Source organism: Pseudomonas sp. WP18 (assembly GCF_036689585.1).
GTDB classification, from domain to species: Bacteria; Pseudomonadota; Gammaproteobacteria; order Pseudomonadales; family Pseudomonadaceae; genus Aquipseudomonas; species Aquipseudomonas chlororaphis_E.
Genome location: NZ_CP144758.1, coordinates 2,805,594 through 2,830,813 on the forward strand (window position 1 = coordinate 2,805,594; position 25,220 = coordinate 2,830,813).

Annotated in this window: 22 protein-coding genes; 8 read left to right on the plus strand and 14 right to left on the minus strand. The window is 62.8% G+C overall.

What is annotated here, in order from left to right; translation table 11 throughout:
• Nucleotides 1-185 precede the first annotated feature (185 nt).
• From V5F23_RS12525 to hpaR (V5F23_RS12535), 3 genes are all read left to right on the plus strand, one after another.
• The gene (locus tag V5F23_RS12525; protein ID WP_047738095.1) at nucleotides 186-1,355 is read left to right on the plus strand and encodes a flavin-dependent monooxygenase; all 1,170 of its coding nucleotides are present in this window, start codon (nucleotides 186-188) and stop codon (nucleotides 1,353-1,355) included.
• A 68-nt stretch (nucleotides 1,356-1,423) separates the two neighbouring features.
• The gene (locus V5F23_RS12530; protein ID WP_042732513.1) at nucleotides 1,424-2,365 is read left to right on the plus strand and encodes a flavin reductase; all 942 of its coding nucleotides are present in this window, start codon (nucleotides 1,424-1,426) and stop codon (nucleotides 2,363-2,365) included.
• A 220-nt stretch (nucleotides 2,366-2,585) separates the two neighbouring features.
• On the plus strand, nucleotides 2,586-3,008 hold the full coding sequence (hpaR, locus tag V5F23_RS12535) for a homoprotocatechuate degradation operon regulator HpaR (RefSeq protein ID WP_047738099.1): 423 nt from the start codon (nucleotides 2,586-2,588) through the stop codon (nucleotides 3,006-3,008).
• 209 nt (nucleotides 3,009-3,217) lie between these two features.
• On the opposite strand, the gene hpaI is transcribed toward hpaR (V5F23_RS12535), so the two are convergent.
• The 8 genes from hpaI to V5F23_RS12575 all read right to left on the minus strand — a co-directional run bounded on the left by hpaI (nucleotide 3,218) and on the right by V5F23_RS12575 (nucleotide 10,625).
• Complete coding sequence (hpaI, locus tag V5F23_RS12540; RefSeq protein ID WP_338498608.1) at nucleotides 3,218-4,015, minus strand: 4-hydroxy-2-oxoheptanedioate aldolase; 798 nt, start codon at nucleotides 4,013-4,015, stop codon at nucleotides 3,218-3,220.
• Between the two features lie 18 nt (nucleotides 4,016-4,033).
• Entirely contained in the window at nucleotides 4,034-4,837 is an 804-nt protein-coding gene (gene hpaH, locus V5F23_RS12545) for a 2-oxo-hept-4-ene-1,7-dioate hydratase (RefSeq protein WP_338498611.1), read from the minus strand.
• 10 nt (nucleotides 4,838-4,847) lie between these two features.
• Nucleotides 4,848-6,152 carry an MFS transporter gene (locus tag V5F23_RS12550; RefSeq protein ID WP_047738101.1) on the minus strand — a complete coding sequence of 435 codons (1,305 nt, stop codon included), beginning with the start codon at nucleotides 6,150-6,152 and terminating at the stop codon, nucleotides 4,848-4,850.
• Between the two features lie 52 nt (nucleotides 6,153-6,204).
• Nucleotides 6,205-6,597: a 5-carboxymethyl-2-hydroxymuconate isomerase gene (locus tag V5F23_RS12555; protein WP_047738104.1), complete on the minus strand. Its 393-nt coding sequence runs from the start codon at nucleotides 6,595-6,597 to the stop codon at nucleotides 6,205-6,207.
• Between the two features lie 24 nt (nucleotides 6,598-6,621).
• Nucleotides 6,622-7,479 (minus strand): 3,4-dihydroxyphenylacetate 2,3-dioxygenase, encoded by an 858-nt coding sequence (hpaD, locus tag V5F23_RS12560; protein ID WP_042732639.1) that lies wholly within the window; start codon nucleotides 7,477-7,479, stop codon nucleotides 6,622-6,624.
• A 235-nt stretch (nucleotides 7,480-7,714) separates the two neighbouring features.
• The gene (hpaE, locus tag V5F23_RS12565) at nucleotides 7,715-9,175 is read right to left on the minus strand and encodes a 5-carboxymethyl-2-hydroxymuconate semialdehyde dehydrogenase (RefSeq protein ID WP_042731936.1); all 1,461 of its coding nucleotides are present in this window, start codon (nucleotides 9,173-9,175) and stop codon (nucleotides 7,715-7,717) included.
• 5 nt (nucleotides 9,176-9,180) lie between these two features.
• Nucleotides 9,181-9,951: a fumarylacetoacetate hydrolase family protein gene (locus V5F23_RS12570; protein WP_042731935.1), complete on the minus strand. Its 771-nt coding sequence runs from the start codon at nucleotides 9,949-9,951 to the stop codon at nucleotides 9,181-9,183.
• Complete coding sequence (locus tag V5F23_RS12575; protein WP_042731934.1) at nucleotides 9,948-10,625, minus strand: fumarylacetoacetate hydrolase family protein; 678 nt, start codon at nucleotides 10,623-10,625, stop codon at nucleotides 9,948-9,950. Before V5F23_RS12575 ends, V5F23_RS12570 begins: the two co-directional genes overlap by 4 nt.
• Nucleotides 10,626-10,809: 184 nt before the next feature.
• Here V5F23_RS12575 and hpaA point away from each other — a divergent pair, with 184 nt between their 5' ends.
• Complete coding sequence (gene hpaA, locus V5F23_RS12580) at nucleotides 10,810-11,715, plus strand: 4-hydroxyphenylacetate catabolism regulatory protein HpaA (RefSeq protein ID WP_042731933.1); 906 nt, start codon at nucleotides 10,810-10,812, stop codon at nucleotides 11,713-11,715.
• Between the two features lie 186 nt (nucleotides 11,716-11,901).
• The gene (hpaR, locus tag V5F23_RS12585; RefSeq protein WP_042731932.1) at nucleotides 11,902-12,324 is read left to right on the plus strand and encodes a homoprotocatechuate degradation operon regulator HpaR; all 423 of its coding nucleotides are present in this window, start codon (nucleotides 11,902-11,904) and stop codon (nucleotides 12,322-12,324) included.
• Nucleotides 12,325-12,472: 148 nt separating this feature from the next.
• On the opposite strand, the gene V5F23_RS12590 is transcribed toward hpaR (V5F23_RS12585), so the two are convergent.
• The 3 genes from V5F23_RS12590 to V5F23_RS12600 form a co-directional block, all read right to left on the minus strand.
• Nucleotides 12,473-13,264, minus strand: coding sequence for a transporter substrate-binding domain-containing protein (locus V5F23_RS12590; protein ID WP_338498614.1), 792 nt, complete (start codon nucleotides 13,262-13,264; stop codon nucleotides 12,473-12,475).
• Between the two features lie 87 nt (nucleotides 13,265-13,351).
• Entirely contained in the window at nucleotides 13,352-13,984 is a 633-nt protein-coding gene (locus V5F23_RS12595) for a response regulator transcription factor (protein ID WP_338498904.1), read from the minus strand.
• A gap of 35 nt (nucleotides 13,985-14,019) precedes the next feature.
• Nucleotides 14,020-15,375 carry a cache domain-containing protein gene (locus V5F23_RS12600; RefSeq protein WP_042731930.1) on the minus strand — a complete coding sequence of 452 codons (1,356 nt, stop codon included), beginning with the start codon at nucleotides 15,373-15,375 and terminating at the stop codon, nucleotides 14,020-14,022.
• Nucleotides 15,376-15,713: 338 nt separating this feature from the next.
• Here V5F23_RS12600 and V5F23_RS12605 point away from each other — a divergent pair, with 338 nt between their 5' ends.
• Both V5F23_RS12605 and V5F23_RS12610 read left to right on the plus strand, forming a co-directional pair.
• Nucleotides 15,714-17,774: a carbon starvation CstA family protein gene (locus tag V5F23_RS12605; protein ID WP_212803749.1), complete on the plus strand. Its 2,061-nt coding sequence runs from the start codon at nucleotides 15,714-15,716 to the stop codon at nucleotides 17,772-17,774.
• A gap of 16 nt (nucleotides 17,775-17,790) precedes the next feature.
• Nucleotides 17,791-17,988, plus strand: coding sequence for a YbdD/YjiX family protein (locus tag V5F23_RS12610; RefSeq protein ID WP_042730733.1), 198 nt, complete (start codon nucleotides 17,791-17,793; stop codon nucleotides 17,986-17,988).
• Nucleotides 17,989-18,365: 377 nt separating this feature from the next.
• Here V5F23_RS12610 and V5F23_RS12615 read toward each other — a convergent pair whose 3' ends face one another.
• Entirely contained in the window at nucleotides 18,366-20,162 is a 1,797-nt protein-coding gene (locus tag V5F23_RS12615; protein WP_047738109.1) for a methyl-accepting chemotaxis protein, read from the minus strand.
• 271 nt (nucleotides 20,163-20,433) lie between these two features.
• On the opposite strand from V5F23_RS12615, the gene V5F23_RS12620 reads away from it, so the two are divergent.
• Complete coding sequence (locus V5F23_RS12620; RefSeq protein ID WP_212803750.1) at nucleotides 20,434-22,560, plus strand: TonB-dependent siderophore receptor; 2,127 nt, start codon at nucleotides 20,434-20,436, stop codon at nucleotides 22,558-22,560.
• A gap of 69 nt (nucleotides 22,561-22,629) precedes the next feature.
• Here V5F23_RS12620 and V5F23_RS12625 read toward each other — a convergent pair whose 3' ends face one another.
• Together V5F23_RS12625 and V5F23_RS12630 are read right to left on the minus strand one after the other, a co-directional pair.
• Nucleotides 22,630-23,628 (minus strand): acyltransferase, encoded by a 999-nt coding sequence (locus tag V5F23_RS12625; protein WP_338498621.1) that lies wholly within the window; start codon nucleotides 23,626-23,628, stop codon nucleotides 22,630-22,632.
• Nucleotides 23,629-24,117: 489 nt separating this feature from the next.
• Entirely contained in the window at nucleotides 24,118-25,161 is a 1,044-nt protein-coding gene (locus V5F23_RS12630; RefSeq protein WP_042728203.1) for an LLM class flavin-dependent oxidoreductase, read from the minus strand.
• Nucleotides 25,162-25,220: the final 59 nt, after the last annotated feature.

Consider the following 25,220-nt stretch of genomic DNA (forward strand, 5'->3'; position numbering starts at 1 on the left):
CGGCCTGGATCGGCACCATGAAAAGTACAATCTTGGATCTGGAAGGTGCATTTTTCGACGTCTTGCCAATGCCCATACTGGACCGGCCTCAATCATTTGATCCCGCTGTTTTCTGCACCACGAGCCTGCCGTGAGGTGCAAGGCCAGGCGGGATCGGCAGACGCCAATAATAAAAGAGTCCGTCCATGAAAAAGCCAAACCCGTTGCTCGAAGACCTCAAGCCCCTCCTGCCGATCATTGCCGCCAATGCCTTCCAGGCGGAGCAGGACCGTAGCGTTCCTGCCGAGAACATCGCCTTGCTCAAGGGCATCGGCCTGCATCGGGCTTTCCAGCCTAGGGCGTATGGCGGCCTGGAGATTTCCCTGCCGCAGTTTGCCGATTGCATCGCGCTGCTGGCCGGCGCCTGTGCCAGCACGGCCTGGGCCATGAGCCTGTTGTGCACCCACAGCCATCAGTTGGCGATGTTCCCGGCCAAGACCCAGGAAGAAATCTGGGGTGCCGATCCCGATGCCACCGCCAGCAGCAGCATCGCGCCGTTTGGCCGCACCGAGGAAGTCGAGGGCGGCGTGATGTTCAGCGGCGAAATGGGCTGGAGCAGCGGCTGTGACCATGCCGAGTGGGCCATTGTCGGATTTCGCCGCAAGAACGCCGAAGGCACCCAGGACTATTGCTTCGCCGTGTTGCCTCGCCGCGACTATGAGATTCGTGACGACTGGTTCGCCGTGGGCATGCGCGGCAGTGGCAGCAAGACCCTGATCATCACCAACGTGTTCGTGCCGGAGCATCGGATCCAGAAGGCCAAGGACATGATGGAAGGCAAGTCCGGCGGCTTCGGCCTGTACCCCGACAGCAAGATTTTCTACTCGCCGTACCGGCCCTATTTTGCCAGCGGTTTCTCCACGGTCAGCCTGGGCGTGGCCGAGCGCATGCTCGAAGTGTTTCGCGAGAAAACCCGCAACCGTGTGCGGGCCTACACCGGTGCGGCCGTGGGCGCTGCCACCCCGGCGCTGATGCGCCTGGCCGAGTCCACTCACCAGGTGGCGGCGGCGCGGGCTTTTCTCGAAAAAACCTGGCAGGACCACGCCGAGCATGGAGAACGCCACGAGTACCCGAGCCGGGAAACCCTGGCGTTCTGGCGGACCAACCAGGGCTATGCCACCAAGATGTGCATCCAGGCAGTGGACCGGCTGATGGAAGCGGCCGGCGGCGGCGCCTGGTTCGAGTCCAACGAGCTGCAACGGCTGTTTCGCGATGCGCACCTCACCGGTGCCCATGCCTACACCGACTACGACGTCTGCGCGCAGATCCTCGGGCGTGAGCTGATGGGCCTGGAACCCGATCCCAGCATGGTCTGAGTACCTGCCCCAGCGCCGCCCCATAACAACAAATCGAGGCCGTCGCATGAGGCGGCCGGGAGTCTTGCATGTCCAATGATTGCGATACCGCGTTCGATACCCGCGCATTCCGCCGCGCCCTGGGCAATTTTGCCACCGGTGTGACCGTGATCACCGCCGCGACGGAAGATGGCCGAAAGGTCGGCGTGACGGCCAACAGCTTCAATTCGGTGTCCCTGGATCCGCCGCTGATTCTCTGGAGTATCGACAAGCGCTCCAGCAGCCACGGCGTGTTCGAAGCCGCCAGCCACTTTGCGGTGAACGTATTGGCCGCCGACCAGATCGACCTGTCGAACAACTTCGCCCGGCCCAGGGAGGATCGCTTCGCCGAGATCGAATTCGACAACGGCGAGGGCGGGGCGCCGGTGTTTGCCGATTGCGCCGCGCGGTTTCACTGTGAAAAATTCCAGCAGGTGGACGGTGGCGATCACTGGATCATGCTGGGCAAGGTCGTGGCCTTCGACGATTTCGGACGTTCGCCGTTGCTTTATCACCAGGGTGCCTACTCGATGGTCCTGCCCCACACGCGCATGACGCGGCGCGAAGAGGGGCAGGCGCCCAGCAGCCACTTCCAGGGCCGTTTGAGTCACAACCTCTACTACCTGATGACCCAGGCACTGCGGGCCTACCAGGCCAGTTACCAGCCCCGCCAATTGTCCACGGGGCTGCGCACCAGCGAAGCGCGAATGCTGATGGTGCTGGAAAATGACGCCGGGCTGAACCTGGCCGACCTGCAGCGAGAAGTGGCGATGCCGGTGCGCGAGATCGAAGAAGCCGTGGCCAACCTCAAGCGCAAGGGCCTGGTGAGCGATGATGGCGACCGGGTCCGCCTGACCGTCAAGGGCATCGATGAGACCGAAGGGCTCTGGGCCATTGCCAGGGAACAGCAGGACAAGGTGTTCGGCCAGTTCGGCGAGGCCCAGGTGGAGCATTTCAAGGCGGTGCTCAAAGGGGTGATCAAGGGCGCTTGATGCCAGAGCACAGAAAATAGCTACGCCCCTGTGGGAGCGGGCTTGCCTGCGATGGTGGTCATTCAGCTTGCGATGATGCTGGCTGTGCCGTCGCCTTCGCGGGCAAGCCCGCTCCCACAAGGTACTTGGGTGTTCAATTGCCCTTGGCACGGACAGCGGGACAGTGGTGATGCTAAGATTTAGTTAACTCATTAACTAAATACCCTGGCGAACACTCTCCATGCCCAAGCTGCGCCAATCCTTGACCCTGACCCTGCTACAGGCCCGTGAAGCGGCCATGGGTTTTTTCCGTCCTTCCCTCAATCAACACGGCCTGACCGAACAGCAATGGCGGGTCATCCGCATCCTCAGCCAGCACGCGGAGCTGGAGATCAATCGCCTGGCCGAACTGGCCTGCATCCTCAAGCCCAGCATGACCGGCGTGCTGGTGCGCATGGAGGCTGCGGGCATGGTTGTTCGGCGCAAGGCCGAGCAGGATCAGCGGCGCGTACTGGTGCGCCTGGCACCACAAGGGCAGGCGTGCTTCGACTCGATGAGCCACAGCATGGAGGCCAACTACCAGCGCTTGCAGGAGAAACTGGGGGAGGAGAAGTTGCAGACGTTATTGGTGTTGCTGAATGAGTTGAAGGCGGTCAGGCGTTGATAGTTGATAGTTGATAGCTGATAGCTGATAGCTGATAGCTGAGCGAAGTGCTGAAGCCTTTGTGGCGAGGGGATTTATCCCCGCTGGGCTGCGCAGCAGCCCCAAGAGAGTCCAACTCAATCTGCCTGATACATCGGGTGTCAGGCTTTAGGGCTGCTGCGCAGCCCAGCGGGGATAAATCCCCTCGCCACAGGCAGGCTCGACTTAGGTCAGTACACCCCACCCGCCGCAGGCTTTGGCACACCCTTGAACGCCGACGCCAGGCTTTGAAGGCCGCGCATCAGCACGGTCGTGTCCACCCCCACGGCCACGAACGCTGCCCCCAGCTCGATGTAGCGCCGGGCCAGTTTTTCGTCGGCACTGAGGATTCCGGCGGCCTTGCCGGCCTTGCGAATGCGGGCGATGGCGTCTTCGATGGCTGCTTGCACGTCCGGATGCCCCGGATTGCCGCGAAAACCCATGGACGCACTCAGGTCCGCCGGGCCGATGAACACCCCGTCCACGCCGTCCACCGAGGCAATCGCGTCGAGGTTGGCCAGGCCCTCGCGGCTTTCGATCTGCACCAGCAGGCACATCTGTTCATCGGCCTTGTCCAGGTAACCGGGGATGCTGTTCCAGCGCGACGCGCGGGCCAGCGCGCTGCCGACACCACGCACCCCGCTGGGCGGGTAATGGATGGCGCGCACCAGCTCGCGGGCCTGCGCGGCGCTTTCCACCATCGGCACCAGCAGGGTCTGTACGCCGAGGTCGAGCACTTGTTTGATCAGCGCCGTGTCACCCAGCACCGGGCGAATCACCGGTTGGCTGGCGTAGGGCGCCACGGCCTGGAGCTGGCCGAGCAGGGTGCGCACGTCGTTGGGCGCGTGTTCACCGTCGATCAGCAGCCAGTCGAAACCGGCATTGGCAGCCAGCTCGGCGCAGTAGGCGTCGGCCAGTCCGAGCCAGAGGCCAATCTGCGCCTCGCCGCTTTTCAGCCGTTGTTTGAACGTGTTGATCGGCATGTCCATGAAGCAGTCCTCGAGCAGTCAGACGAAACGGCAAGCGATGGAGCCAAGCATGTCGTAGTCGACATGGAAGGTATCGCCCGGGTTGACCGCCACCGGGCGGGTGAAGGAGCCGCCGAGGATGATCTGCCCCGGTTGCAGGGTGACGTCATAGGCCGCCAGCTTGTTCGCCAGCCAGGCCACGCCCTTGGCCGGGTGATTGAGCACCGCCGCCGAGACGCCGGACTCTTCGATCACGCCGTTGCGGTAGAGCACCGCCGGCACCTTGCGCAGGTCGATCTCGGTGGGGCGCACCGCACGTCCGCCCATGACCACGCCGGCGTTGGCCGCGTTGTCGGAAATGGTGTCGAAGACTTTGCGGGTGGCCTGGGTCTGCGGGTCGATCTGCTGGATGCGTGCGTCGATGATTTCCAGTGCCGGGATCACCCATTCAGTGGCATCCAGTACGTCGAACACCGTGACGTTCGGGCCTTTCAACGGTTTGCCGAGGATGAACGCCAGTTCGACTTCCACTCGCGGCACGATGAAGCGCGCGAAGGGAATGTCGGTGCCTTCGTCGAAGAACATGTCGTCCAGCAGCGCGCCGTAGTCCGGCTCGGTGATGTTCGAGGACACTTGCATGGCCCGGGAGGTCAGGCCGATCTTGTGGCCGACCAGCTTGCGCCCGTCGTTGATTTTCTGCGCCACCCAGGCGCGCTGGATGGCGTAGGCGTCATCGAGGGTGATGGCCGGGTGATCGAGGGAAAACTGGCGCACCTGCTCCCGGGAACGCTCGGCGTGGTCGAGGCGGGCAGCGGCTTGCTGGATGAGGCTTTGATCGAGCATGACAAGGTCTCTATTGAGGATTGACGACGGCGGCCCGGGTGCGCAGCACCAGCAGGCCACCCAGGGTGATGAACAGCGCCAGGACATACAGGGCCAGGCTGGCGCTCTGCGTGGTGTCCCGCATCCAGCCGATGAGGTACGGCGCGAAGAATGAGGCGATGCTGCCAAAGGAGCTGATCAGGGCGATTCCGGCGGCCTGGGTGTTGTTGGAGAGAAACGCCGGCGGCAGTTGCCAGAACATCGGCAACGCCGCACTGGCGCCCATGCCGGCGACAATCAGGCCGCCGAGCACCAGGGTCGGATTGCCGGGAGAGAGCCCGGCGATGGCGATACCGGCTGCCGCCATCAACAACGGTACGCAGAGGTGCCAGCGACGTTCGCGGTGGCGGTCGGAGGAGCGGCCACAACCGATCATGAAGAAGCAACCGGCCAGGTAAGGCACCGCGCTGAGCAAGCCGACCTGGCCTTCGCTGCCGATGCCGGCGCCGTGGATCAGGGTGGGCATCCAGAAAGCCAGGGTGTTCACCGCCAGCATCACGGCGAAGTACACCGCCACCAGCAACCAGACCTGGGGGTTAGCGAGGATCGCCGAAAACGAGGTGATGGATTTTCGCTGTTCCTCCACGCTCAGTTGTTCGCGCAGGTGCTGCTTGGCGTGGGGTGAGAGCCAGCTGACGCTTTGGTAACTGTCGGGCAGGCACTTGAGTACGACCAGGCCCAGGAGGATCACCGGCAGCCCCTCGATGACGAACATCCATTGCCAGCCACGCAGGCCGCCGACATCGTGGAAATGTTCGAGGATCGCCCCCGACAGCGGCCCGCCGATCACGCCCGCCATCGGCACGGCGATGGCGAACAGCGCGGTCACCTGGGCGCGCCGGCGTGCCGGGTACCAGCGGTTGAGGAACACCAGGATCCCCGGGAAGAACCCGGCTTCGGCCACCCCCAGCAGAAAACGCAGCAGGTAGAAACCGGCGGCGCTTTCAATCAGGAACATGCCGGTGGACAAGGCTCCCCAGACCACCATCAGCGTGGCGATCCAGCGGCGCGGGCCGACCCGGTCCAGGGCCATGTTGCTCGGCACGCCGAACAGCGCATAGGCGATGAAGAACAGGCCGGCGCCGAAGCCGTAGACCGTGTCGCTGAACTGCAGGTCGGCGCTCATCTGCATCTTGGCAAAGCCGATGTTGATCCGGTCCAGATGGGCGAACAGGTAGCAGACCAGCAACAACGGCATCAGCCGCCAGGTGATCGTGGCATGGGTGCGGTCGTGCACGACGGAGCCGGCAGTGCCAGCGGGATTGGCTGTGCTCATGATCTTGTACTTTTTGTCCGAGAGGCCGATAGGGGCAAGCGATCGGGCGTGGCTATCCCGCCTGGGCCTTGAGGAAGGCATGGACGTTGTTGGCCTTGAAGTTGAGGTGCTCGTGCAACTCGATCATCTCGAACGACAGGGCCAGCAGACGCTGGGCCTGCAAGTCGGCGAAGTGCGCAGTGATCACCTCGAAGAGTTTCTGCGCGACCTTCTCGCGGGTGGCGAGGTCGCGGCCATGGCCGACTTTCAACGTCATGTGCACGAAGGCGTAGTCGTGCTTGGCGTCGGCCATGCGCCAGGTGTCCAGGCGCACACCCCGGCTGCGGATGCCGCCGAGGGGGAACACGCCGCTGTCGCCGAGCAGGGCGTGGACCTTTTCAAACAGGCCGGGCAAATCGGCCTGGTGTTCGATGTTGTCGGTGTATTCAGCGATGAAGTGCGGCATGGTCGGTGCTCCTGCGCAGGCGTTTCAAACCGGGAAAATGGCGTTGATCTGGCCGGTGCCCGAGCTGCCGAACGGTTCGGTGATGATTTCGGCCGGCTTGTCGTAGTCCGCTCCGCCGAGCAACCCCAGGAGCATGGCGGTGTCATGCATCTTGCCTTCGCCGAAGCAGTGTTCGGCGTAGTCCGGGAGCATGGCGCAGAACTCCTTCCAGCGGCCTTCGCGCCACATCTGCACCACGTGCAGGTCCACCTGCTTGTCGAACTCACGGGTCCAGTTGTGGATGTTGGCTTCGGCGTTGCGATCATCGGAAAACCGGTGGGACAGCGAACCGGAGGCGAGCACCAGGACCTTGCGGTCGCTCTTCTCGATGGCCCGGCGCACGGCGGCGCCAAAGGTGAAGCTGTCTTGCAGGCGATGCCAGGCGCACCAGGCGGCAATCGACACCACATTGAGTTTCTGCGCCGGCGGGACGTCCATGTGCATGTAGCGCATGGGCACCAGCGTGCCGTACTCCAGCTCCAGGCTGGGGATGTTGTGGGCCAGGGTGCGAACGTCGGCGGCGTTGGCTTCGGCGGCGATCAACTCGCCCAGTTCCGGGGCGCCCGCGTATTCGTACTCCATGTTCTTGATGAAATGCGGCAGCTCGTTACTGGTGTAGATGCCCTTGAAATGCTCGCCGCTGTTGACGTGGTAGGCGCTGTTGACCAGCCAGTGCACGTCGAACACCACGGCCGTGTCGGCGCCCAGCTCGCGGGCGCGACGGCCGATTTCCTTGTGGCCGGCGATCGCGGCCTCGCGGCAACCGTGGTGTTTACCGGGCAGCTCCGACAGGTACATCGAGGGAACGTGGCAGATCTTCGCAGCCAGGACGACTTCGCCCATGATGATTCTCCTGAAAAAGTTGTTCTTGTTGAGTCTTGGGTAATCGGTGAATCACAGCTTGTTCAACTGGACCGCAGCTCTTGTGGCGAGGGGATTTATCCCCGCTGGGCTGCACAGCAGACCTCAAATCAAACACCTCGGTGTGTCAGGTTGATCGAGGTTGACTGATTCAGGGCCGCTTCGCGCCCCAGCGGGGATAAATCCCCTCGCCACAGAGTTAGCCCCCAGCCATGGATTACACGCCCCACCGTGGAATGTGATGACCGCCCATGGAAATACAAACGTTCTTGATCTCGGCAAACACTTCAAAGCTGTACTGTCCACCTTCGCGCCCGGTTCCGGAACCCTTCACGCCGCCGAAAGGCTGGCGCAGGTCGCGCACGTTCTGGCTGTTGATGAACACCATGCCGGCCTCGATGCCATGGGCCAGGCGATGGGCCTTGCCGATGTCCTGGGTCCAGATGTACGACGCCAGGCCGTACTCGGTGTCGTTTGCCAGTTGCAACGCCTGGGCTTCGTCCTTGAACGGGATCAGGCAGACCACCGGGCCGAAGATCTCTTCCTGGGCGATGCGCATTTTGTTGTTCACGTCGGCGAACACCGTCGGCTGGATGAACTGGCCGCGACTCAAGTGTGCAGGCAGGTTGGCCGGGCGTTCCAGGCCACCGGCCAGCAGGGTGGCGCCTTCTTCGAGGCCGATCCTGATGTAACCGGTGACCTTGTCGTAGTGGGCCTGGGTGATCATCGAGCCGACCTGGGTCTTGGGGTCTTGGGGGTCGCCCACGATCAAGCGTTTGGCACGGGCGGCGAATTCGGCGACGAACTGCGGGTAGACGCTTTCCTGGATGAAGATCCGACTGCCAGCGGTGCAACGTTCGCCGTTGAGCGAGAAAATCGTGAACAGCGCCGCATCAAGGGCCCGCTCCAGGTCCGCGTCTTCGAAAATCAGCACCGGCGATTTGCCGCCCAGCTCCATGGAGTACTTCTTCAGCCCGGCGGTCTGCATGATTTTCTTGCCGGTGGCGGTGCCGCCGGTAAAGGAGATTGCCCGCACATCCGGGTGACGCACCAATGCATCGCCCGCCGTGACGCCGTAGCCCTGGATCACGTTGAGCACACCGTTGGGGATCCCGGCCTCGACGGCCAGTCGCCCCAGTTCATTGGCGGTCAACGGCGACAGCTCGGACATCTTCAGCACAGCGGTGTTGCCCAAGGCCAGGCACGGCGCGGTCTTCCAGGTCGCGGTCATGAACGGCACGTTCCACGGCGACACCAGGCCGCAGACCCCCACCGGCTGGTACAGGGTGTAGTTGAGCATCTGGTCGTCGACCGGGTAGGTGTGGCCGTCCATCCGGGTGCACACTTCGGCGAAGAAATCGAAGTTGTGGGACGCCCGCGGGATCAGCACGTTGCGGGTCTGGTGGATCGGCAAGCCGGTGTCGAGGGTTTCCAGTTCGGCCAGTTTCGGCACGTTCTGCTCGATCAGCTCTCCGAGCTTGCGCATCAACCGGGCGCGTTCCTTGGCGGGCGTGTTGGCCCACTTCGGGAAGGCATCCTTGGCGGCGGCTACGGCCTGGGCGACTTCCTCGGCGCCGCCGCTGGCGACTTCGCCAATGGCTTCGCCGGTGGCCGGGTTGTAGTTGACGAAGACGTCTTTGCTTTCGACCTCACGGCCGTTGATCCAGTGTTTGATCATCGTGCTCAAGCCTCTTTACGGGATGCGAAGAACGCGGCTTCGCTGACAATTCGGTTGACCAGGCGGCCGACGCCTTCCACTTCCACCACCACTTCATCACCGGGCACCACGTCGGCCAGGCCTTCGGGCGTGCCGGTGGCGATCATGTCGCCGGGTTGCAGGGTCATGAAGCTGGACAGGTATTCGATCAGGTACGGGATGTCGAAGATCATGTCCTTGGTGCTGCCTTCCTGGCGCAGCTCACCGTTGATCCAGGTGCGCAGTTTCAGGTCGCTCGGGTCCGGCACGTCGGCGACGTCGACGATCCATGGCCCGACAGGGGTGGTGGCGTCGCGGTTCTTCACCCGCAGGTTGGGGCGGTAGTAGTTTTCCAGGTAGTCGCGGATCGCGTAGTCGTTGCACACGGTGTAGCCGGCCAGGTAGTCCAGCGCATTTTCGCGCTTGACGTTACGGGCGGTTTTGCCGATGACCGCCACGAGTTCGCACTCGTAATGCATGTAGGCGACGTTGTCCGGGCGCCAGGTCTTTTGGTTGTGGCCGGTGTAGGTGCCCGGCGACTTGATGAACGCCAGGGGCTCGGTCGGCGGCTTGAAGGCCAGTTCGGCGGCGTGGTCGGCGTAGTTCAGGCCCAGGGCGAACATGTTGCCGGTGGCCGGCGGCAGCCACTCGACCTGGTCTTCGCCCAGCAGGCGACCGTCGAGCAAGCGCACGGCATTGCCGGCTTCAACGGTGACGGCGTGGACCTGGCCTTCAAAACGAATGCGCGCGTGTTTCATGAAACGGCTCCTGGCTGCTCGGCTACGACGGTATTGACGAGACGGCCCACGCCGTTGATGTGCACTTCGACGCGGTCGCCAGGCACCACGTCGACCCGGCCCTCGGGCGTGCCGGTGATCAACACGTCGCCGGCGTGCAGGGTCATGAACTCGCTGATCTCGGCAATCAGTTGGGGGATGTTGCGAACGAAGTTGGCCGTGCTGTTTTGCTGGCGTGCCTCGCCGTTGACGTACAGCGTGATCGCCAGGCTGTGGGGATCGGCGAGGTTGGCGGTCGGCACCAGCTCCGGCCCGATGGCGCACGAGCCATCCCGGCACTTGGCCTTGACGGCGGGGCGGTAGTAGCTGTCTTCCGGCAGGCTGAATTCGTTGACGACGGTGTAGCCGGCCACGTAGCCCAGCGCCTCGGCGGCGCTGACGCGGCTGGCCGACTTGCCCATCACCACGCCCAGGGCCGGCCCTGGTTGCAGCCGCTCGCCGTGGCCGGGATGGACCACGTCGGCGTCGTGTCGATTACGGGTGTTGGGCGTCTTGATGAACAGCACCGGCTTGACCGGCGGTTTCTGGTAGGGCGGCTGCTCGAACTCGGCGAGGTGCTGTTTCAGCAGCCCCTGGTAGTTCAGCGCGACCCCGAACAGGGTGCCGTTAGCGACGTCATGCAGGGCACGGCTCATGCTTGTCTCCTGGCGGTGCAGAGGGATGAGGGCTCTGCGTTATTGTTAATGTGTTAACAGTTATAATTAAGATGTTAACTATCGTCAAGCGTGGCAGAATGACCGGGCGCTGGATGACCTTCCGGATTCGTTGCAGGATGGGGCTCGGCGACGCTTGAATCAGAATAAAAACGAGTACTGCGTGATGACCGATCGTCAACCGATCCCCAACATCAACATCGGCCAGGTGTACGACCAGCGCTACAGCGATGCCGAGGTGCATTACGACCGGCTCGCCAACCTCGCGGATTTTTTCGGTCGCAACATGCCGGTGCACCGCCACGATCGCTTCTTCCAGGTGCACTACGTCAAGAGCGGCACCGTGCGGGTGTATCTCGACGACCAGCAATACGTCGAATCGGGCCCGATGTTCTTTCTCACGCCGCCCACCATCGCGCATGCCTTCGTGACCGAGGCCGACAGTGACGGGCATGTGTTGACGGTGCGCCAGCAGTTGGTGTGGCAGTTGATCGACGCCGATCCGAGCCTGGCGCCGGCCGGTGTGCAACTGCCGGCGGCCTGCGTGGCGCTGGCGCAACTGGGGCCGGAGTTGGCGGGGGAGGTGGGACGGCTGGAGTACCTGTTCGAGCAACTGAGCGAGGAGGTGGCGGCCGCGCGGCCAGGGCGCAACGTGGCCCTGGACGGATTGACACGGCTGATCATGATCAGCCTGCTGCGCTTGTGTACCAACTCCCTGGAAGCCCGGCCGGCGCGGCATGAAGACCTGAAGATCTTCCACCGCTTCAACGAGCTGATCGAAGCCCACTACCTGCAGCATTGGCCGCTGTCGCGCTATGCCGAGGGCATCGGGGTGACCGAGGCGCGCCTCAACGACGTGTGCCGGCGCATCGCCGACCTGCCTTCCAAGCGGTTGATCATGGAGCGCTTGATGCAGGAGGCCAAGCGTCTGCTGCTGTTTACCGGCAGTTCGGCCAATGAAATCTGCTACCAGCTTGGTTTCAAGGATCCGGCCTATTTCAGCCGGTTTTTCCAGCGCTATGCCCAGCTCACGCCGGGCGAGTATCGCCAACGGCAGTCGGGGTTGCGCTGAACTTCCCTGCGATTGAACACGTGCTTATGTGGCGAGGGAGCTTGCTTGCGCTGGGGTGAGCAATAGCCCGAGGCTTTTGACGATTGCTGCGCAATCGAGCGCGAGCAAGCTTCCTCGCCACAGGTGTCTTGCAGCGCCTTGCCTGCGCCACTAAGCTGCCCGTTCGCCCACCCAAGCAGTTCGAACATGGCCAACCCCAGACCCTCCCTGACGCTGACCCTGTTGCAAGCCCGTGAAGCCGCCATGGCTTTTTTCCGTCCCGCGTTGAACCAGCATGACCTCACCGAGCAGCAATGGCGGGTGATCCGCATCCTGCACCAGCAAGGCGAACTGGAAAGCCACCAGCTTGCCCAGCAGGCCTGCATCCTCAAGCCGAGCATGACCGGTGTGCTCAGCCGCCTGGAGCGCGATGGCCTGGTGCGCCGGCAGAAATCCAGCCAGGATCAGCGTCGGGTGTTCGTGGCGTTGACCGAACGCGGCGAGCAGTGCTTCGAGTCGATGAGCGAAGGCATGGAAGGCAACTACCGACGGATCGAAGCGCAGTTCGGCGAGCAAAAGATGCAGCAACTGCTGGGGCTGCTCAATGAATTGAAGAACATCAAGCCGTAGGCCGCCCCACAACCCTCCATGGCAAAGGGGGGCCAAACCCTGTGGGAGCGAGCTTGCTCGCGAAGGCGGTGGACCCGTCTGCAACTTTGCCGGGCGGGCTGGCGTCTTCGCGAGCTCGCTCCCACAGGGTTTCAATGCGGCGTCGCCGTCACTGAGCGGCGGGAACCGCCAGCCACTGGCCAATCACTTTCTGATAGCTGCCGTTCGCCTTGCTCAGGTGCAGCCACTGGTCGACGTACATCTTCCAGGTGCTGTCGTCGCGCGGCAGCAGGTAGGCCTTCTCGCCATACTGCAGGTAGTGGGTCGGGTTGACGGCACACAGGCCAGGCTTGAGTTTCTGCTGGTAGAGCGCCTCCGAGGCGTCGGTGATCATCACGTCGGCGCGCTTGTCCAGCAGTTCCTGGAAGATGGTCAAGTTGTCGTGGAAGGCGAGCTGGCCCTTGGGTACGAAGGCGCGGACGAAGGCTTCGTTGGTGCCACCGGCCGGCTCCACCAGGCGTACCGAGGGTTGGTTGATCTGTTCGAGAGTCTGGTAGCGCGACTGGTCTTCGCAGCGCACCAGCGGGATCTTGCCATCCACGTCCAGGGTGTTACTGAAGTAGGCTTTCTTCTGGCGCTCCAGGGTCACCGAGATCCCGCCCATGCCAATGTCGCACTTGCCCGCCAGCATGTCCGGCATCAGGGTTTTCCAGGTGGTCTGGACCCATTGCACCTTGACGCCCAGGCTCGCGGCCAGCGAACGCGCCATGTCGATGTCGATCCCTTCGTAGTCGCCGCTTTCAGCCTTGTAGGTGTAGGGCTTGTAGTCGCCGGTGGTGCACACCTTGAGTTCGCCGCGTTGCAGGACCTCGTCCAGGTGAGAGGCGCCAGGCTCGGCCAGGGCATTGCCACACAAGGCCAGCAGGCCGCAGAACGTCATCGTGCTTGTTATGGTTTTCATGGGGATGGGACGTCTCGCAAGGGAAGGGGACAAGACGGGCCAGTGTAGTAAAAGTGTCTGTGGGTTGTCTCTGTGTGGCGGCCTTTGTCAGCGTGAAACGATCCCGTGGTCGATCGCGTACTTCACCAATGCCGCGGGTTTATCGATGTTGAGCTTGCGGCGGATGCTCAGGCGATGGGTCTCGACGGTACGCACGCTGATGTCCAGCTCGCGGGCCATTTCCTTGTTGTTCAACCCCTCGACCATCTTGCGCAGCACCTGGCTTTCCCGTGGGGTCAGTTCGTTATCGGTGTTCGGGTCGGTGGCCAGGCGCTGGGCGATTTCGGCGCTGTAGAAGGTGCCGCCGCCGATGATCGCCTCGATCGCCGCGACGATCTCCCGCGAGGGCGCGTTCTTGAGCACGTAGCCGCTGGCACCGCAGCGCACCGACTCGCTCACGTATTCATGGTTGTCGTACATGCTGAGGATGAGGATCTTCAGGCTCGAGTATTGCTTGCCCAGCAGCCGGGTCAGCTCAAGGCCGTTCATGTCCTTGAGGCTGATGTCCATCAGCAGCAGGTCCGGTGTGCAGCAGCCGACCATTTCGATCGCCTGTGCGCCGTTCTCGGCTTCGCCGACCACGTTCAGCCGTGGCATGACGGACAGCAGCGCCCGGATGCCATCGCGCACCAGTGAGTGATCATCGACCAGCGCGACGCGGATCGCAGGCGGCAGGTTCATCGACAAGGGGAGCTTGGGATCAGGGGTCATCAGCTTTACGTGGCCGCCATGTTCATGGGCAAAAGGATGTCCAGCTCGCTGCGCCCCGGTTCTGAGGTGACTTCCAGGCGTCCACCGAAGTGTTCGACCCGTTCGCGGATATTGCGCAGGCCGATGCCGGCGTGCCCCCGCTCGACCTGTGGCACGTTGAAGCCCATGCCATCATCCACCACCGTCAGGCGCAAGGACTCGGCGGAGCCGAACAGGCTGATGCCGACGCTTTTCGCCCCGGCGTGACGCTCGATGTTGGTGAGCGCTTCCTGGGCAATGCGGAACAGCGAGACCGGTGCGCCGTTTTCCAGCCGGCAATCGAACTCATTGGTGCGGTAGGACACCTCCAGCCCGCTGCGCTGCTGGAACTCGGAGGCGAGTTGGCCGATGGCGGCGGGCAGGCCCAGGGTATCGAGCAGGGAAGAGCGCAGGTCATGGGAGATGCTGCGGATCTCGCCGATGGCTTCGCCCAAGCGGTCTGTCGCATTCTTGAGAATGCCCAGGCCGTTTTCCTGGCCGTTTTCCAGCACATGGCTGGCCAGTTCGAACTGGAACTTGATCGACACCAGCAGTTGGCTGATGCCGTCGTGCAACTCACGGGACACTCGCGAGCGTTCCTCTTCCTGCAGGCTGACGATGCGCTGGTTCAGGCGCTGCAGTTTCTTGTCGGCCAGGCGGTGCTCGCTGACGTTGAGGGTCATGCCACCGGCGAACACCAGCAACACGGCCACCAGGGCGATGGCGGCGATGGCCTGCATGGTGGTGTGGATGCCTTGGGCGACTTCGGCGCGAGCCTGCTGGGTGGCGCGCTCGACGTCTTCGAGGTAGATCCCGGTGCCGAGCATCCATCCCCAGCGGTCCAGCATGACCACGTAGGCCAGTTTTTCAGTGACCTGGCCGGAGGAGGGCTTGTTCCAGGCATAACGCTGGAAGCCCTCGCCGGACTGGGCGCTCTTGAGCAGCGCCTGGATCACCGGCAGGCCATGAGGGTCCTTCATGTCCCACAGGTCTCGCCCCACTAACTCCGACTGGCGCGCGTGCATGAGGCTGCGGCCCTGGCGGTCGTACACGAAGAAATAACCGTTGATGCCGAAGCTCAGCTTGCGCAGTTCTTCCAGCACTTGCTGCTGTGCACGTTCGTCGCCCTGGCCGTCGTTGTACAACGGGGCGATCAGGCTTTGCGCCATTTCCACGTAGTTTTTCAGCTCGGCGCGCTTGCTGGCCAGGATGCTGTCTTCGATGAGCTGTGCTTGTTGGTCGCCCAACTGGCGGTTGAGCGAGATCACCAGGGCGCAGATAACAGCGATCGCCAGGACCAGCGGCAAGATTCCGAGGGCGACGATTTTGTGTTTGAGCAGCATCTGGACTCCTGTCAGGGCCTGACGAGGGGAGGTGGATGCTCGGCATCATATGCCAAACCTTCCCCCGAATAGGAGAGGTAACCTGCGCTGGACATCGAATCCGTAGGCACTCAGCGACATTGTGGGAGCGGGCTTGCTCGCGAATGCGGTGGATCAGTGACATCTGCTTTAACTGACACACCGCCTTCGCGAGCAAGCCCGCTCCCACAGGGGCGGTCTACGTAGTACTACGGATTTATTTATTGACGGCCTACGGGGATATTGGGCCGGCTCCGAATAGCGGGGCACATTATAAAAACAATCGCCGCAGTCCACTGGACCTCGGCAGGAGACACGCAATGACAACCCGTCTGGTTAAACACCTCGCCTGGTTTGCCGTGGCTGTTCTGGGAGCCTGTGCGTTGAGTGTCGTGGCCTTGCGCCGCGGCGAAGCCATCAACGCCCTCTGGATCGTCGTCGCAGCCGTGGCCATCTACCTGGTCGCCTACCGCTACTACAGCCTCTTCATCGCCAACAACGTGATGCAACTCGATGCGCGCCGGGCCACGCCTGCCGTGCTCAACAACGATGGCCTGGACTTCGTCCCGACCAACAAGCACATCCTCTTCGGTCACCACTTCGCCGCCATTGCCGGCGCGGGGCCGCTGGTCGGGCCGGTGCTGGCCGCGCAGATGGGCTACCTGCCCGGCACGCTCTGGCTGATCGCCGGCGTGGTGCTGGCCGGGGCCGTGCAGGACTTCATGGTCCTGTTCCTGTCCACCCGCCGCAACGGGCGCTCCCTGGGGGACATGGTCCGCGAGGAAATGGGCCGCATTCCCGGCACCATCGCGCTGTTCGGCTGCTTCCTGATCATGATCATCATCCTCGCGGTGCTGGCGCTGATCGTGGTCAAGGCCCTGGCCGAGAGCCCGTGGGGGATCTTCACGGTGATGGCGACCATCCCGATCGCGATGTTCATGGGCCTTTACATGCGCTACATCCGCCCGGGCCGCATCGGGGAAATCTCGCTGATCGGCGTGCTGTTGCTGCTGGGGTCGATCTGGCTCGGTGGGCAGATCGCCGCCGACCCGGTCTGGGCCAAGGCCTTCACCTTCACCGGGATCCAGATCACCTGGATGCTGATCGGCTACGGCTTTGTCGCCGCCGTGCTGCCGGTGTGGCTGATCCTGGCACCGCGGGACTACCTGTCGACCTTCCTCAAGATCGGCACCATCGTCGCCCTGGCGATCGGCATCCTGGTCACCATGCCCGAGCTGAAAATGCCGGCGCTGACCCAGTTCACCAATGGCCTGGGCCCGGTGTGGAAGGGCGGTCTGTTCCCGTTCCTGTTCATCACCATCGCCTGTGGCGCGGTCTCGGGTTTCCACGCGCTGATTTCCTCGGGCACCACGCCCAAGCTGCTGGATAACGAAACCAACGCCCGCTACATCGGCTACGGCGGCATGCTCATGGAGTCCTTCGTGGCGATCATGGCGATGGTTGCTGCGTCGGTGATCGAGCCGGGCGTGTACTTTGCCATGAACAGCCCGGCGGCCATCGTCGGCGGCGACGTGGTGGCCGTGGCGCAGACCGTCAGCAGTTGGGGCTTCGCCATCACTCCGGACGCCCTGCAGGCCGTGGCCAAGGACATCGGCGAGACCACCATCCTGGCCCGTGCCGGCGGCGCGCCGACCCTGGCGGTGGGCATCGCGCAGATCCTGCACTCGGTGCTGCCGGGTGAGAACACCATGGCGTTCTGGTACCACTTCGCGATTCTGTTCGAAGCGCTGTTCATCCTCACCGCGGTGGACGCCGGCACCCGTGCCGGGCGCTTCATGCTGCAGGACCTGCTGGGCTCGTTCGTGCCGGCCCTCAAGCGCACCGAATCCTGGACCGCCAACCTGATCGCCACCGCCGGTTGCGTGGCGCTGTGGGGTTACCTGCTGTATCAGGGCGTGATCGATCCGCTGGGCGGCATCAACACCTTGTGGCCGCTGTTCGGCATCTCCAACCAGATGCTGGCCGGTATCGCGCTGATGCTCGCCACCGTGGTGCTGATCAAGATGAAGCGCCAGCGCTACGTCTGGGTCACGCTGCTGCCGGCGACCTGGCTGCTGATCTGCACCACCACCGCGGGCCTGATCAAGCTGTTCGACGCCAACCCGGCGATCGGCTTCCTGGCCCTGGCGCGCAAATACAACGAGGCGCTGGCCGCCGGGCAAGTCCTGGCCCCGGCCAAGAGCATCGAGCAGATGCAGCACGTGGTGTTCAATGCCTACACCAACGCGACGTTGACGGCACTGTTCCTGTTCGTGGTCTTCAGCATCCTGTTCTACGCGCTCAAGGTCGGCATCGCCGCCTGGGGCACGAAGGAACGCACGGACAAGGAAGCGCCTTTCCAACCGCTGCCGGACGCCTGAAACGAGGATTGCAACGATGTTCAATGACTTGAGTCGCCTGGGTAAATACCTCGGTCAGGCCGCCCGCCTGATGGTCGGCATGCCCGACTACGACAACTACGTCGAGCACATGCAGACCCAGCATCCGGACAAGCCGCTGATGGACTACGAGACGTTCTTCCGCGAACGCCAGGAAGCCCGTTACGGCGGCAAGGCCGGGCCCAAGTGCTGCTGACCCGGCAGCCCTGAGGTACCCCCTGTGGGAGCGGGCTTGCTCGCGAATGCAGTGGGTCAGTCGATGAAGAGGTTGGCTGACCCACCGCTTTCGCGGGCAAGCCCGTTCCCACAGAGTTATTTGGTGGGGCACAAGATGTGTGTCCGTCACAGATTCCCTGTGTGGGAGCGGGCTTGCTCGCGAATGCAGTGGGTCAGTCGATGAGAGGTTGACTGAGCCACCGCCTTCGCGGGCAAGCCCGCTCCCACAGTGTTTTTTGGTGGACTCAAGAGGTGGGTGCGCCACAGATCTCTTGTGTGGGAGCGGGCTTGCCCGCGAAGACGGCCGCTCAGCGATGAAGTGGCTGCGGCCTTACTCCTGTCGCAGGGCGATCACTCTCACTCCGCCAACAACACCGCTGCATCGAACCCTACCCGCAGGTTGCCCCAATGGCGGCCGCCGAAGAAGAAGGGGACGTCGATCTCGGTCATGATTTCACCGGTATCGCGCAGGTAGGTCTGGAGCAGGAAACGCTGGACGTTGCCCGCCGCGCGCAGGCCGATCGGGTCGTTGAAGATGCGCTTGTTGCGGCACACGGGCAGGTCCACGGCACGGTCACCGGTGGGGGGCTTGGAGACCCAGCTGTTGTTCACCGGGCAATACCCCTTGGTGTCGACGATGAAGGACACCTTGCCCCCCGGCGTGCTACGGGTGAGCTTGTCGCATTCCTCCTGGCAGACCTGGGCGAAGCGCTCGGTGTAGCAGGTCATGTATTGCTTGGGATCGGTGCCGGGGACCAATTGGTAACTCTGGTCGAACAGGTTCAGGCCCTCGCGATGCAGCGCCTCCAGGCGTACCTGGAGCGTATCGCGGCATTCGCTGGCGCGGGTGATGGCGGCGTCCAGCTTGCCGTGGCCCAGCACGAACCGGCCCAGCAGCGCCTGGACCTTTTCGGCAACGCCGGACAGGTCGCGGGTGGCCGTCGCCGACTGCTGCATGCGCTGGTCGATCGACTGGCTGTCGGCATGGATCTGGGTCACCCGGTCGTTGATGCCGGTGTTGCTGTCGGCGAACTGCTGGATATGCTCGGCAATGTCAGCCAGCTTGCCATTGGTGGATTCGAAGTCGCCGATCATGCTTTCGAAGTGGCCGGAGGCCCGTTCCACCACCTTCTGGGTTTCCCGGGCGCTGTGGCTGATCTGGGTGGTCTGCTCGTGGGTGGAGCTGACTTCCTCCAGCATCGCGTCGATGTTGCGCGAGATGTCGTCGGTGGCCCGGCTGACATTCTGTGCCAAGGTGCGCACTTCATCGGCCACCACCGCAAAGCCCCGACCACTTTCGCCGGCCCGGGCGGCTTCGATGGCGGCGTTGAGGGCCAGCAGGTTGGTCTGGGCCGAGATCTGCTGGATCAACCCGACGATGGACTTGATGCTCGAAGAGCGTTGGTTCAACGCGCTCACCAACGTGGCGAACTCGCCGAGGCTGGCCGAGATCTCACTGATGTTGCCGGTCACTTCCAGCAGCTCGGCGTAGGAGTCACGGGCCATGCTCAGGTTCTGCGCGGTGGTGCTGGAAATGCCCTGGGTCTGGCGCGACACCTCTTCGATGCGGCCCACGGCGGTGTTGCTCTGGTCCATCACTTCCTTGGCGAACCGGGCCTGGTGAGTGGCGCTGTCGCTGGAGTCGCTGATGTTCTTCAACGAGCGCGCCGATTCCACGGCAATGTGCACGGTCAGCGCCTGGACGTTGCTGATGATCTCCCGCTGCTTGGCCAGGAAACGGTTGCAGGTGCCGGCCAGCACGCGGATCTCGTCGTGGGTCACCAGGGGCAGGTCCTTGGAGAGGTCGCCTTCACCGTTGGCGATTTCCTCCAGGGCCTTGGTCATGGCGGTGACGGGGCGCACGATCAGGTGACGAAAGTACCAGACCATGAAACTGATCATGCCCAGGGTCAGGACGGCGCCGAAGAGCAGGGCATGGCTGAGGCTGTCGAGCCGGCCTTCAATCTGCCCCAGCAACGCCGGGTCCAGTTGAGCATTGCGCAATTGCAGCAGGATGTCGGCACGGGCGCTCAAGGCCACCCAGTACAGCAGCGCACTGACCATCACCAGCAGGAAAAGGCTCGACAATTTTTTCGTGAGCGTATCGAAAAACTGCATCTCGATAGACTCGTACAAGGCCTTTAACGTCTGCATGCCGCTGCTCCTGGGCAAAAAAATCTCTCAATGGAATACATTCGACCGCAAGGGCCAAAGCTTTAGCGGATTAGGGCGTTTTGATATCACGGCAAGCCCGTCCGTCAAACCACTGTGGGAGCGAGCCTGCTCGCGAAGACGTTCACTCACCCGTGTTCCAGGGTTTCAAGCCCGGGCTTTCCCACGCAAACTGACTCCTATTTGTATTTACTGGGAATGATTCTCAAAGTATAGTCGCTCTCATTAACATTCCTCCCGTGAGTGCAGCGCTTTGAATCGTTCCACCCCTTCCGCGAAACGCAACGTCTTCATCCATTGTGTACTACCCGCCGTATCCTGCTGCTTCATCGCCACCCCACTGTGGGCGCAGGACGCGCTCGAACTGCCGGCCACGGCCATCCAGGGCAGTCGTATCCTCCAGGACGAAGGCTACACGGCGTCGCAAGCCAGCACGGCCAGCAAGAGCGACGTACCGATCAAGGAAGAAGCGCAGTCGATCAACGTGGTGACCCAGCAGACGCTGGACGATTACCAGGTGCGTTCGCTGGGCGATGCGATGAAGTTCGTCAGCGGCGTCAGCCAGGGCAATACCCTGGGCGGCTCGCGGGACTCGCTGGTCAAGCGCGGTTTCGGCACCAACGACGACGGCTCGATCCTGCGCGACGGCGTGCGTTCGAACCTGGGGCACAACTTCAGCGCCACCACCGAACGGGTCGAAGTGCTCAAGGGCCCGGCCTCGATGTTGTACGGTGCGTTGGAGCCCGGTGGGCTGATCAATGTCATCAGCAAGCAACCCGAGTACACCCAGAGCACCACCCTGAGCGGCTCTGCCTACAGCGAAGGCGGCGGCACCATGGGCCTGGACACCACCGGGCCCGTGGGCGATACCGGGTTGGCGTATCGGCTGATTGCCGAGCGTGGTCATGAAGATTACTGGCGCAACTACGGTGTGAATGAAAGCACGCTGGTCGCGCCCTCCCTGGCCTGGACCGGTGAACGGGCTTCGTTGAACCTGAGCTATGAGTACAACGAATATTCCAACCCGTTTGACCGTGGGACGATGTTTCGCAACGGGCACCCGGTCGACATCGACTACGACAAGCGCCTCGACGAGCGCTGGGCCAAGAGCGTGGGGATTCGCGAAACGGCGACGGCCCGTTTCGAGTATGAACTGAGCGAGGCGTGGAAGACTCGCGTGACCTACGGTTGGAACAATGATCGATACAGTCTTTCGATTGCGCAGCCCAACTCACTGACGGGCAATACGTTGCGCCGGGCAGCAAACGGTGCCCACTACGACGATGAAACCCGTTACGCGAGCTGGGATTTCATCGGCAACCAGGAACTGTTCGGTCAGGCGCATGACTTGCTGGTCGGTGTCGATAACCAGGTCTCCAACCAGTTTCGCGGCAAGACCTATCGCAATGCGGTCCGCGCCGGTTTCGACATCACCGCTCCGGTCTATGGCAATTTGCCGGAGCCTAGCCTGGTCAGCGCCGCCCAGAGCGATCTGAGCAACGAGCTGACCTCCAGTTCCGTGTACTTGAAGGACAACTGGCACCTCGATGACCGCTGGATCCTGGTCCTGGGGGGACGCTACCAGCACTACGACCAGTACGGTGACCAAGGGCGCGGCAGTAGCTACAAAGTGAACCGCGACGACAACGGCGATGCCTTCGTACCGTTCCTGGGCCTGGTCTACAAAGCCACCGACGCGTTGTCGCTGTACGGTAACTACAGCCGCTCGTTCAAGCCGAATGACACCGTGGACGACGCCGGCAACACCTTCGATCCGGAGGAGGGCCGCAGCTACGAAGTGGGGGCCAAGTACGATCCGTTGCCTGGCTTGAACATCAACCTGGCGCTGTTCGACATCGTCAAGAAGAACGTCGTGACGTCTTCCACGGTCAATGGGGTGACCCTGGCGGAAGCCGCCGGTAAAGTCGGTTCCCAAGGCCTGGAGCTGGACATTACCGGACGCCTGTCCGAGCGCTGGGACCTGATCGGCACCTACGCCTATACCCACACGGAAATCCTCGATGACCCGGACGACGAAGGCCATCGCCTGGCCGACGCACCGAAACACACCGCCAGCCTGTACCTGACCCATCACCTGAACGTTCCCGCCGAGTTCGGTGCCTGGCACGCCGGTGGCGGTGCTCGCTACGTGGGTGAGCGTGCGGCCAACAATGCCAACGACTTCTGGCTGAGCAGCTACACCGTGGCCGATGCCTTCGTGCGTTGGGAGGCGCCGGTGCTGGGTTACAAAACCTCGCTGCAACTGAACGTCGACAACCTGTTCGACAAGCAGTACTACCCGTCTTCCACGGGCAGCCAGTTGCAAGTGAATGTCGGTGAGCCGCGCACCGCACGCTTGAGCGCCAGCGTGACGTTCTGATCTTCGGTTAAAGCCCCCTCCGTGGCCAGGGCGCCGGCTCCCTCGCCGCGGTGATAACCGTTGTAGTGGCTACGTCACCGAGCTGCCAGTCGGCGCTGGCACGGTTTCACGCCGCACGCCGGTCCGCAAGGCATGGCGCAGCCTCAGTGCCGGCCGCTCGACCCAGTAATACGACACGCCGCTCAAGGCGAACGACAGCACCAGCACCGCCGTGACAATCAGCTCGCTGTATGCCACCGGCCAGAACGCGCGCAGTACATACATCACCACAAAGTGATTGAGAAACACCCCATAGCTGATGTTTCCCAACAGTTCATCCAACCGGTGGTACCTCAAGCGGCTCAGCAGGAACACGGCGGGCAGGCCCACGGCAATGCCGAGGGTGACTTCGGCGTTGAACGGGCGCCGGGCAATGACGCCCAGGACAATGGCCGCGAACAGCAAGGTGGCGATGATCGTGGTGATGGCCGCGATCCACAGCCCCTTTGCCCGAGCGCGGTACAAATAGCTGCCGCACAGGAAAATGAACAGCACTCCAGGCAGCAGGCGATAGCCATAGAGGTCGGTGTTGATGTAGCCCAGCGCTGCTACCAGGAAGACCGTGACCGATACCGCGAAGGCAATCCCCCGGCTCTTGTAGAGGATCAGGAAGGGGATCAGCAGGTAGAAGCACATTTCCAGCCCGAGGGACCAGGCTGGCGGCAGGATCTCGGGCACGGTGATGCCGAACATGTAGAAACCCAGCGGCAGGATCGGCAGGCTGGTGGCTATGTTTTCCAGGGTCAGGGCCTCTGCCTGGGGCGTTCCGGGCAAAAGGAAGTGGATCACCAGGCAGGACAGGACGAAGTACAGCAGGAACTGCGGGTACAACCTCAGCACTCGATCTAGGTAGAACAGGCCGACGTGCCTGGCTGTGCCGTAATTGCGCTCGATCAGCGAAGTCATCACGAAGCCGCTGATGATCAGGAAAGACACGACGGCAACGACGCCAGGGTTGAACCCCATGAACGTCACGCCCATGTGCGAAATGGCCACGAGCAAGGCCAGCAGCAGACGATAAACCCCCACGCGCATCATCCTTAATCAGAGTTGATCCGTTGTGGCAGACGTTATTGGGGTTTTCCGGCGCTGAACAGCGGCGCGACCGGCGACGGCAGTGGAGTGGGGAAGATTGTCACATTTGGCATCATCTGTTCGCCGCGGCGTGTGCTTCGCCAGCGGGCTTGCTCCCACGTGCCCAACGGGGACACGTGTGGGAGCGGGCTTGCCCGCGAAAGCGGTGTGTCTGTTATGCAGATGTTGGATGTGCCGCCGTCTTCGCGGGCAAGCCCGCTCCCACAGGTCTTGCTGGTTTTATGCAATGGCTGCGTATACCCCAAATCCCGTGTGGGAGCGGGCTTGCTCGCGAAAGCGGTATGTCTGCTATGAAGATATTGAATGTGCCGCCATCTTCGCGGGCAAGCCCGCTCCCACAGGGTCAGGTGGTGCATGCAAAGGCTGCGTACACCCAAATCCCGTGTGGGAGCTTGCTCGCCAACGCTGGCGGCTCATTGGGACTCAGCGAAACGCTGGCACTACGTGCTTGATGAACAGCTCCAGGGATTTTTTCTTCTCGGCGTGAGGCAAGCTGTTGTCGCACCAGAAGCTGAACTCATCGACCCCCAGTTCCTGGTAGTGCTTGATGCGCGGAATGATTTCTTCCGGTGTGCCGATCATGGCGGTCTTGTGCAGGCTCTCCAGTTCGAACTCTGGGCGACCGGCGAACTTTTCCTCGGGGCTGGGCGCCAGGAAGCCGTTGACCGGGGTTTGCTTGTTGCCGAACCAAGCGTCGAAGGTGCGGTAGAACTTGGCGATCGCCTGGGCGCCGACTTTCCAGCCCTCGGGGTTGTCCGCCGCGTGCACGTGGGTGTGACGCAGCACCATCAGTTGCGGGCGCGGAACGTCGGGGTTGTTGTCCAGGGCCGCCTGGAACTTGTTCTTCAGGTCCAGGACTTCTTCGTCGCCCTTCATCAGCGGCGTGACCATGACGTTGCAGCCATTGGCGACCGCGAAGTTGTGAGAGTCCGGGTCGCGGGCGGCGATCCACATCGGTGGGTGCGGCTTGCGGATCGGCTTGGGCACGCTGGTGGAGGTCGGGAATTTCCAGATCTCGCCGTCATGGGCATAGTCGCCTTGCCACAGGGCGCGGACCACCGGAACCATTTCCCGCAGGGCCTGGCCACCGGACGAAGCCGGCATGCCGCCGGCCATGCGGTCGAACTCGACCTGGTAGGCGCCCCGCGCCAGGCCGACTTCCATCCGGCCATTGCTGATCACGTCCAGCAATGCGCATTCACCGGCTACCCGCAATGGGTGCCAGAACGGTGCGATGATGGTGCCGGCGCCCAGGTGAATGGTGGTGGTCTTGCCGGCGAGGTAAGCCAGCAGCGGCATCGGGCTGGGCGAGATGGTGTATTCCATGGCGTGGTGTTCGCCGATCCACACGGTACTGAAACCGCCGGCTTCGGCCAGCAGGGTCAGTTCGGTCAGGTCTTCGAACAACTGGCGGTGGCTGACGCTTTCGTCCCAACGTTCCATGTGTATGAACAGCGAGAATTTCATGACGCTTACCTCGGATCTTTTTGTTGGCGGCCTGTCGTTTGCGGGCCTGTTGCCTGGGA

Bases quoted from the DNA above. Each gene is read 5' to 3' on its own strand.
- V5F23_RS12525 (WP_047738095.1), top strand. From the start codon at position 186: ATGAAAAAGCCAAACCCGTTGCTCGAAGACCTCAAGCCCCTCCTGCCG.
- V5F23_RS12530 (WP_042732513.1), top strand. From the start codon at position 1,424: ATGTCCAATGATTGCGATACCGCGTTCGATACCCGCGCATTCCGCCGC.
- hpaR (WP_047738099.1), top strand. From the start codon at position 2,586: ATGCCCAAGCTGCGCCAATCCTTGACCCTGACCCTGCTACAGGCCCGT.
- hpaI (WP_338498608.1), bottom strand. From the start codon at position 4,015: ATGGACATGCCGATCAACACGTTCAAACAACGGCTGAAAAGCGGCGAG.
- hpaH (WP_338498611.1), bottom strand. From the start codon at position 4,837: ATGCTCGATCAAAGCCTCATCCAGCAAGCCGCTGCCCGCCTCGACCAC.
- V5F23_RS12550 (WP_047738101.1), bottom strand. From the start codon at position 6,152: ATGAGCACAGCCAATCCCGCTGGCACTGCCGGCTCCGTCGTGCACGAC.
- V5F23_RS12555 (WP_047738104.1), bottom strand. From the start codon at position 6,597: ATGCCGCACTTCATCGCTGAATACACCGACAACATCGAACACCAGGCC.
- hpaD (WP_042732639.1), bottom strand. From the start codon at position 7,479: ATGGGCGAAGTCGTCCTGGCTGCGAAGATCTGCCACGTTCCCTCGATG.
- hpaE (WP_042731936.1), bottom strand. From the start codon at position 9,175: ATGATCAAACACTGGATCAACGGCCGTGAGGTCGAAAGCAAAGACGTC.
- V5F23_RS12570 (WP_042731935.1), bottom strand. From the start codon at position 9,951: ATGAAACACGCGCGCATTCGTTTTGAAGGCCAGGTCCACGCCGTCACC.
- V5F23_RS12575 (WP_042731934.1), bottom strand. From the start codon at position 10,625: ATGAGCCGTGCCCTGCATGACGTCGCTAACGGCACCCTGTTCGGGGTC.
- hpaA (WP_042731933.1), top strand. From the start codon at position 10,810: ATGACCGATCGTCAACCGATCCCCAACATCAACATCGGCCAGGTGTAC.
- hpaR (WP_042731932.1), top strand. From the start codon at position 11,902: ATGGCCAACCCCAGACCCTCCCTGACGCTGACCCTGTTGCAAGCCCGT.
- V5F23_RS12590 (WP_338498614.1), bottom strand. From the start codon at position 13,264: ATGAAAACCATAACAAGCACGATGACGTTCTGCGGCCTGCTGGCCTTG.
- V5F23_RS12595 (WP_338498904.1), bottom strand. From the start codon at position 13,984: ATGAACCTGCCGCCTGCGATCCGCGTCGCGCTGGTCGATGATCACTCA.
- V5F23_RS12600 (WP_042731930.1), bottom strand. From the start codon at position 15,375: ATGCTGCTCAAACACAAAATCGTCGCCCTCGGAATCTTGCCGCTGGTC.
- V5F23_RS12605 (WP_212803749.1), top strand. From the start codon at position 15,714: ATGACAACCCGTCTGGTTAAACACCTCGCCTGGTTTGCCGTGGCTGTT.
- V5F23_RS12610 (WP_042730733.1), top strand. From the start codon at position 17,791: ATGTTCAATGACTTGAGTCGCCTGGGTAAATACCTCGGTCAGGCCGCC.
- V5F23_RS12615 (WP_047738109.1), bottom strand. From the start codon at position 20,162: ATGCAGACGTTAAAGGCCTTGTACGAGTCTATCGAGATGCAGTTTTTC.
- V5F23_RS12630 (WP_042728203.1), bottom strand. From the start codon at position 25,161: ATGAAATTCTCGCTGTTCATACACATGGAACGTTGGGACGAAAGCGTC.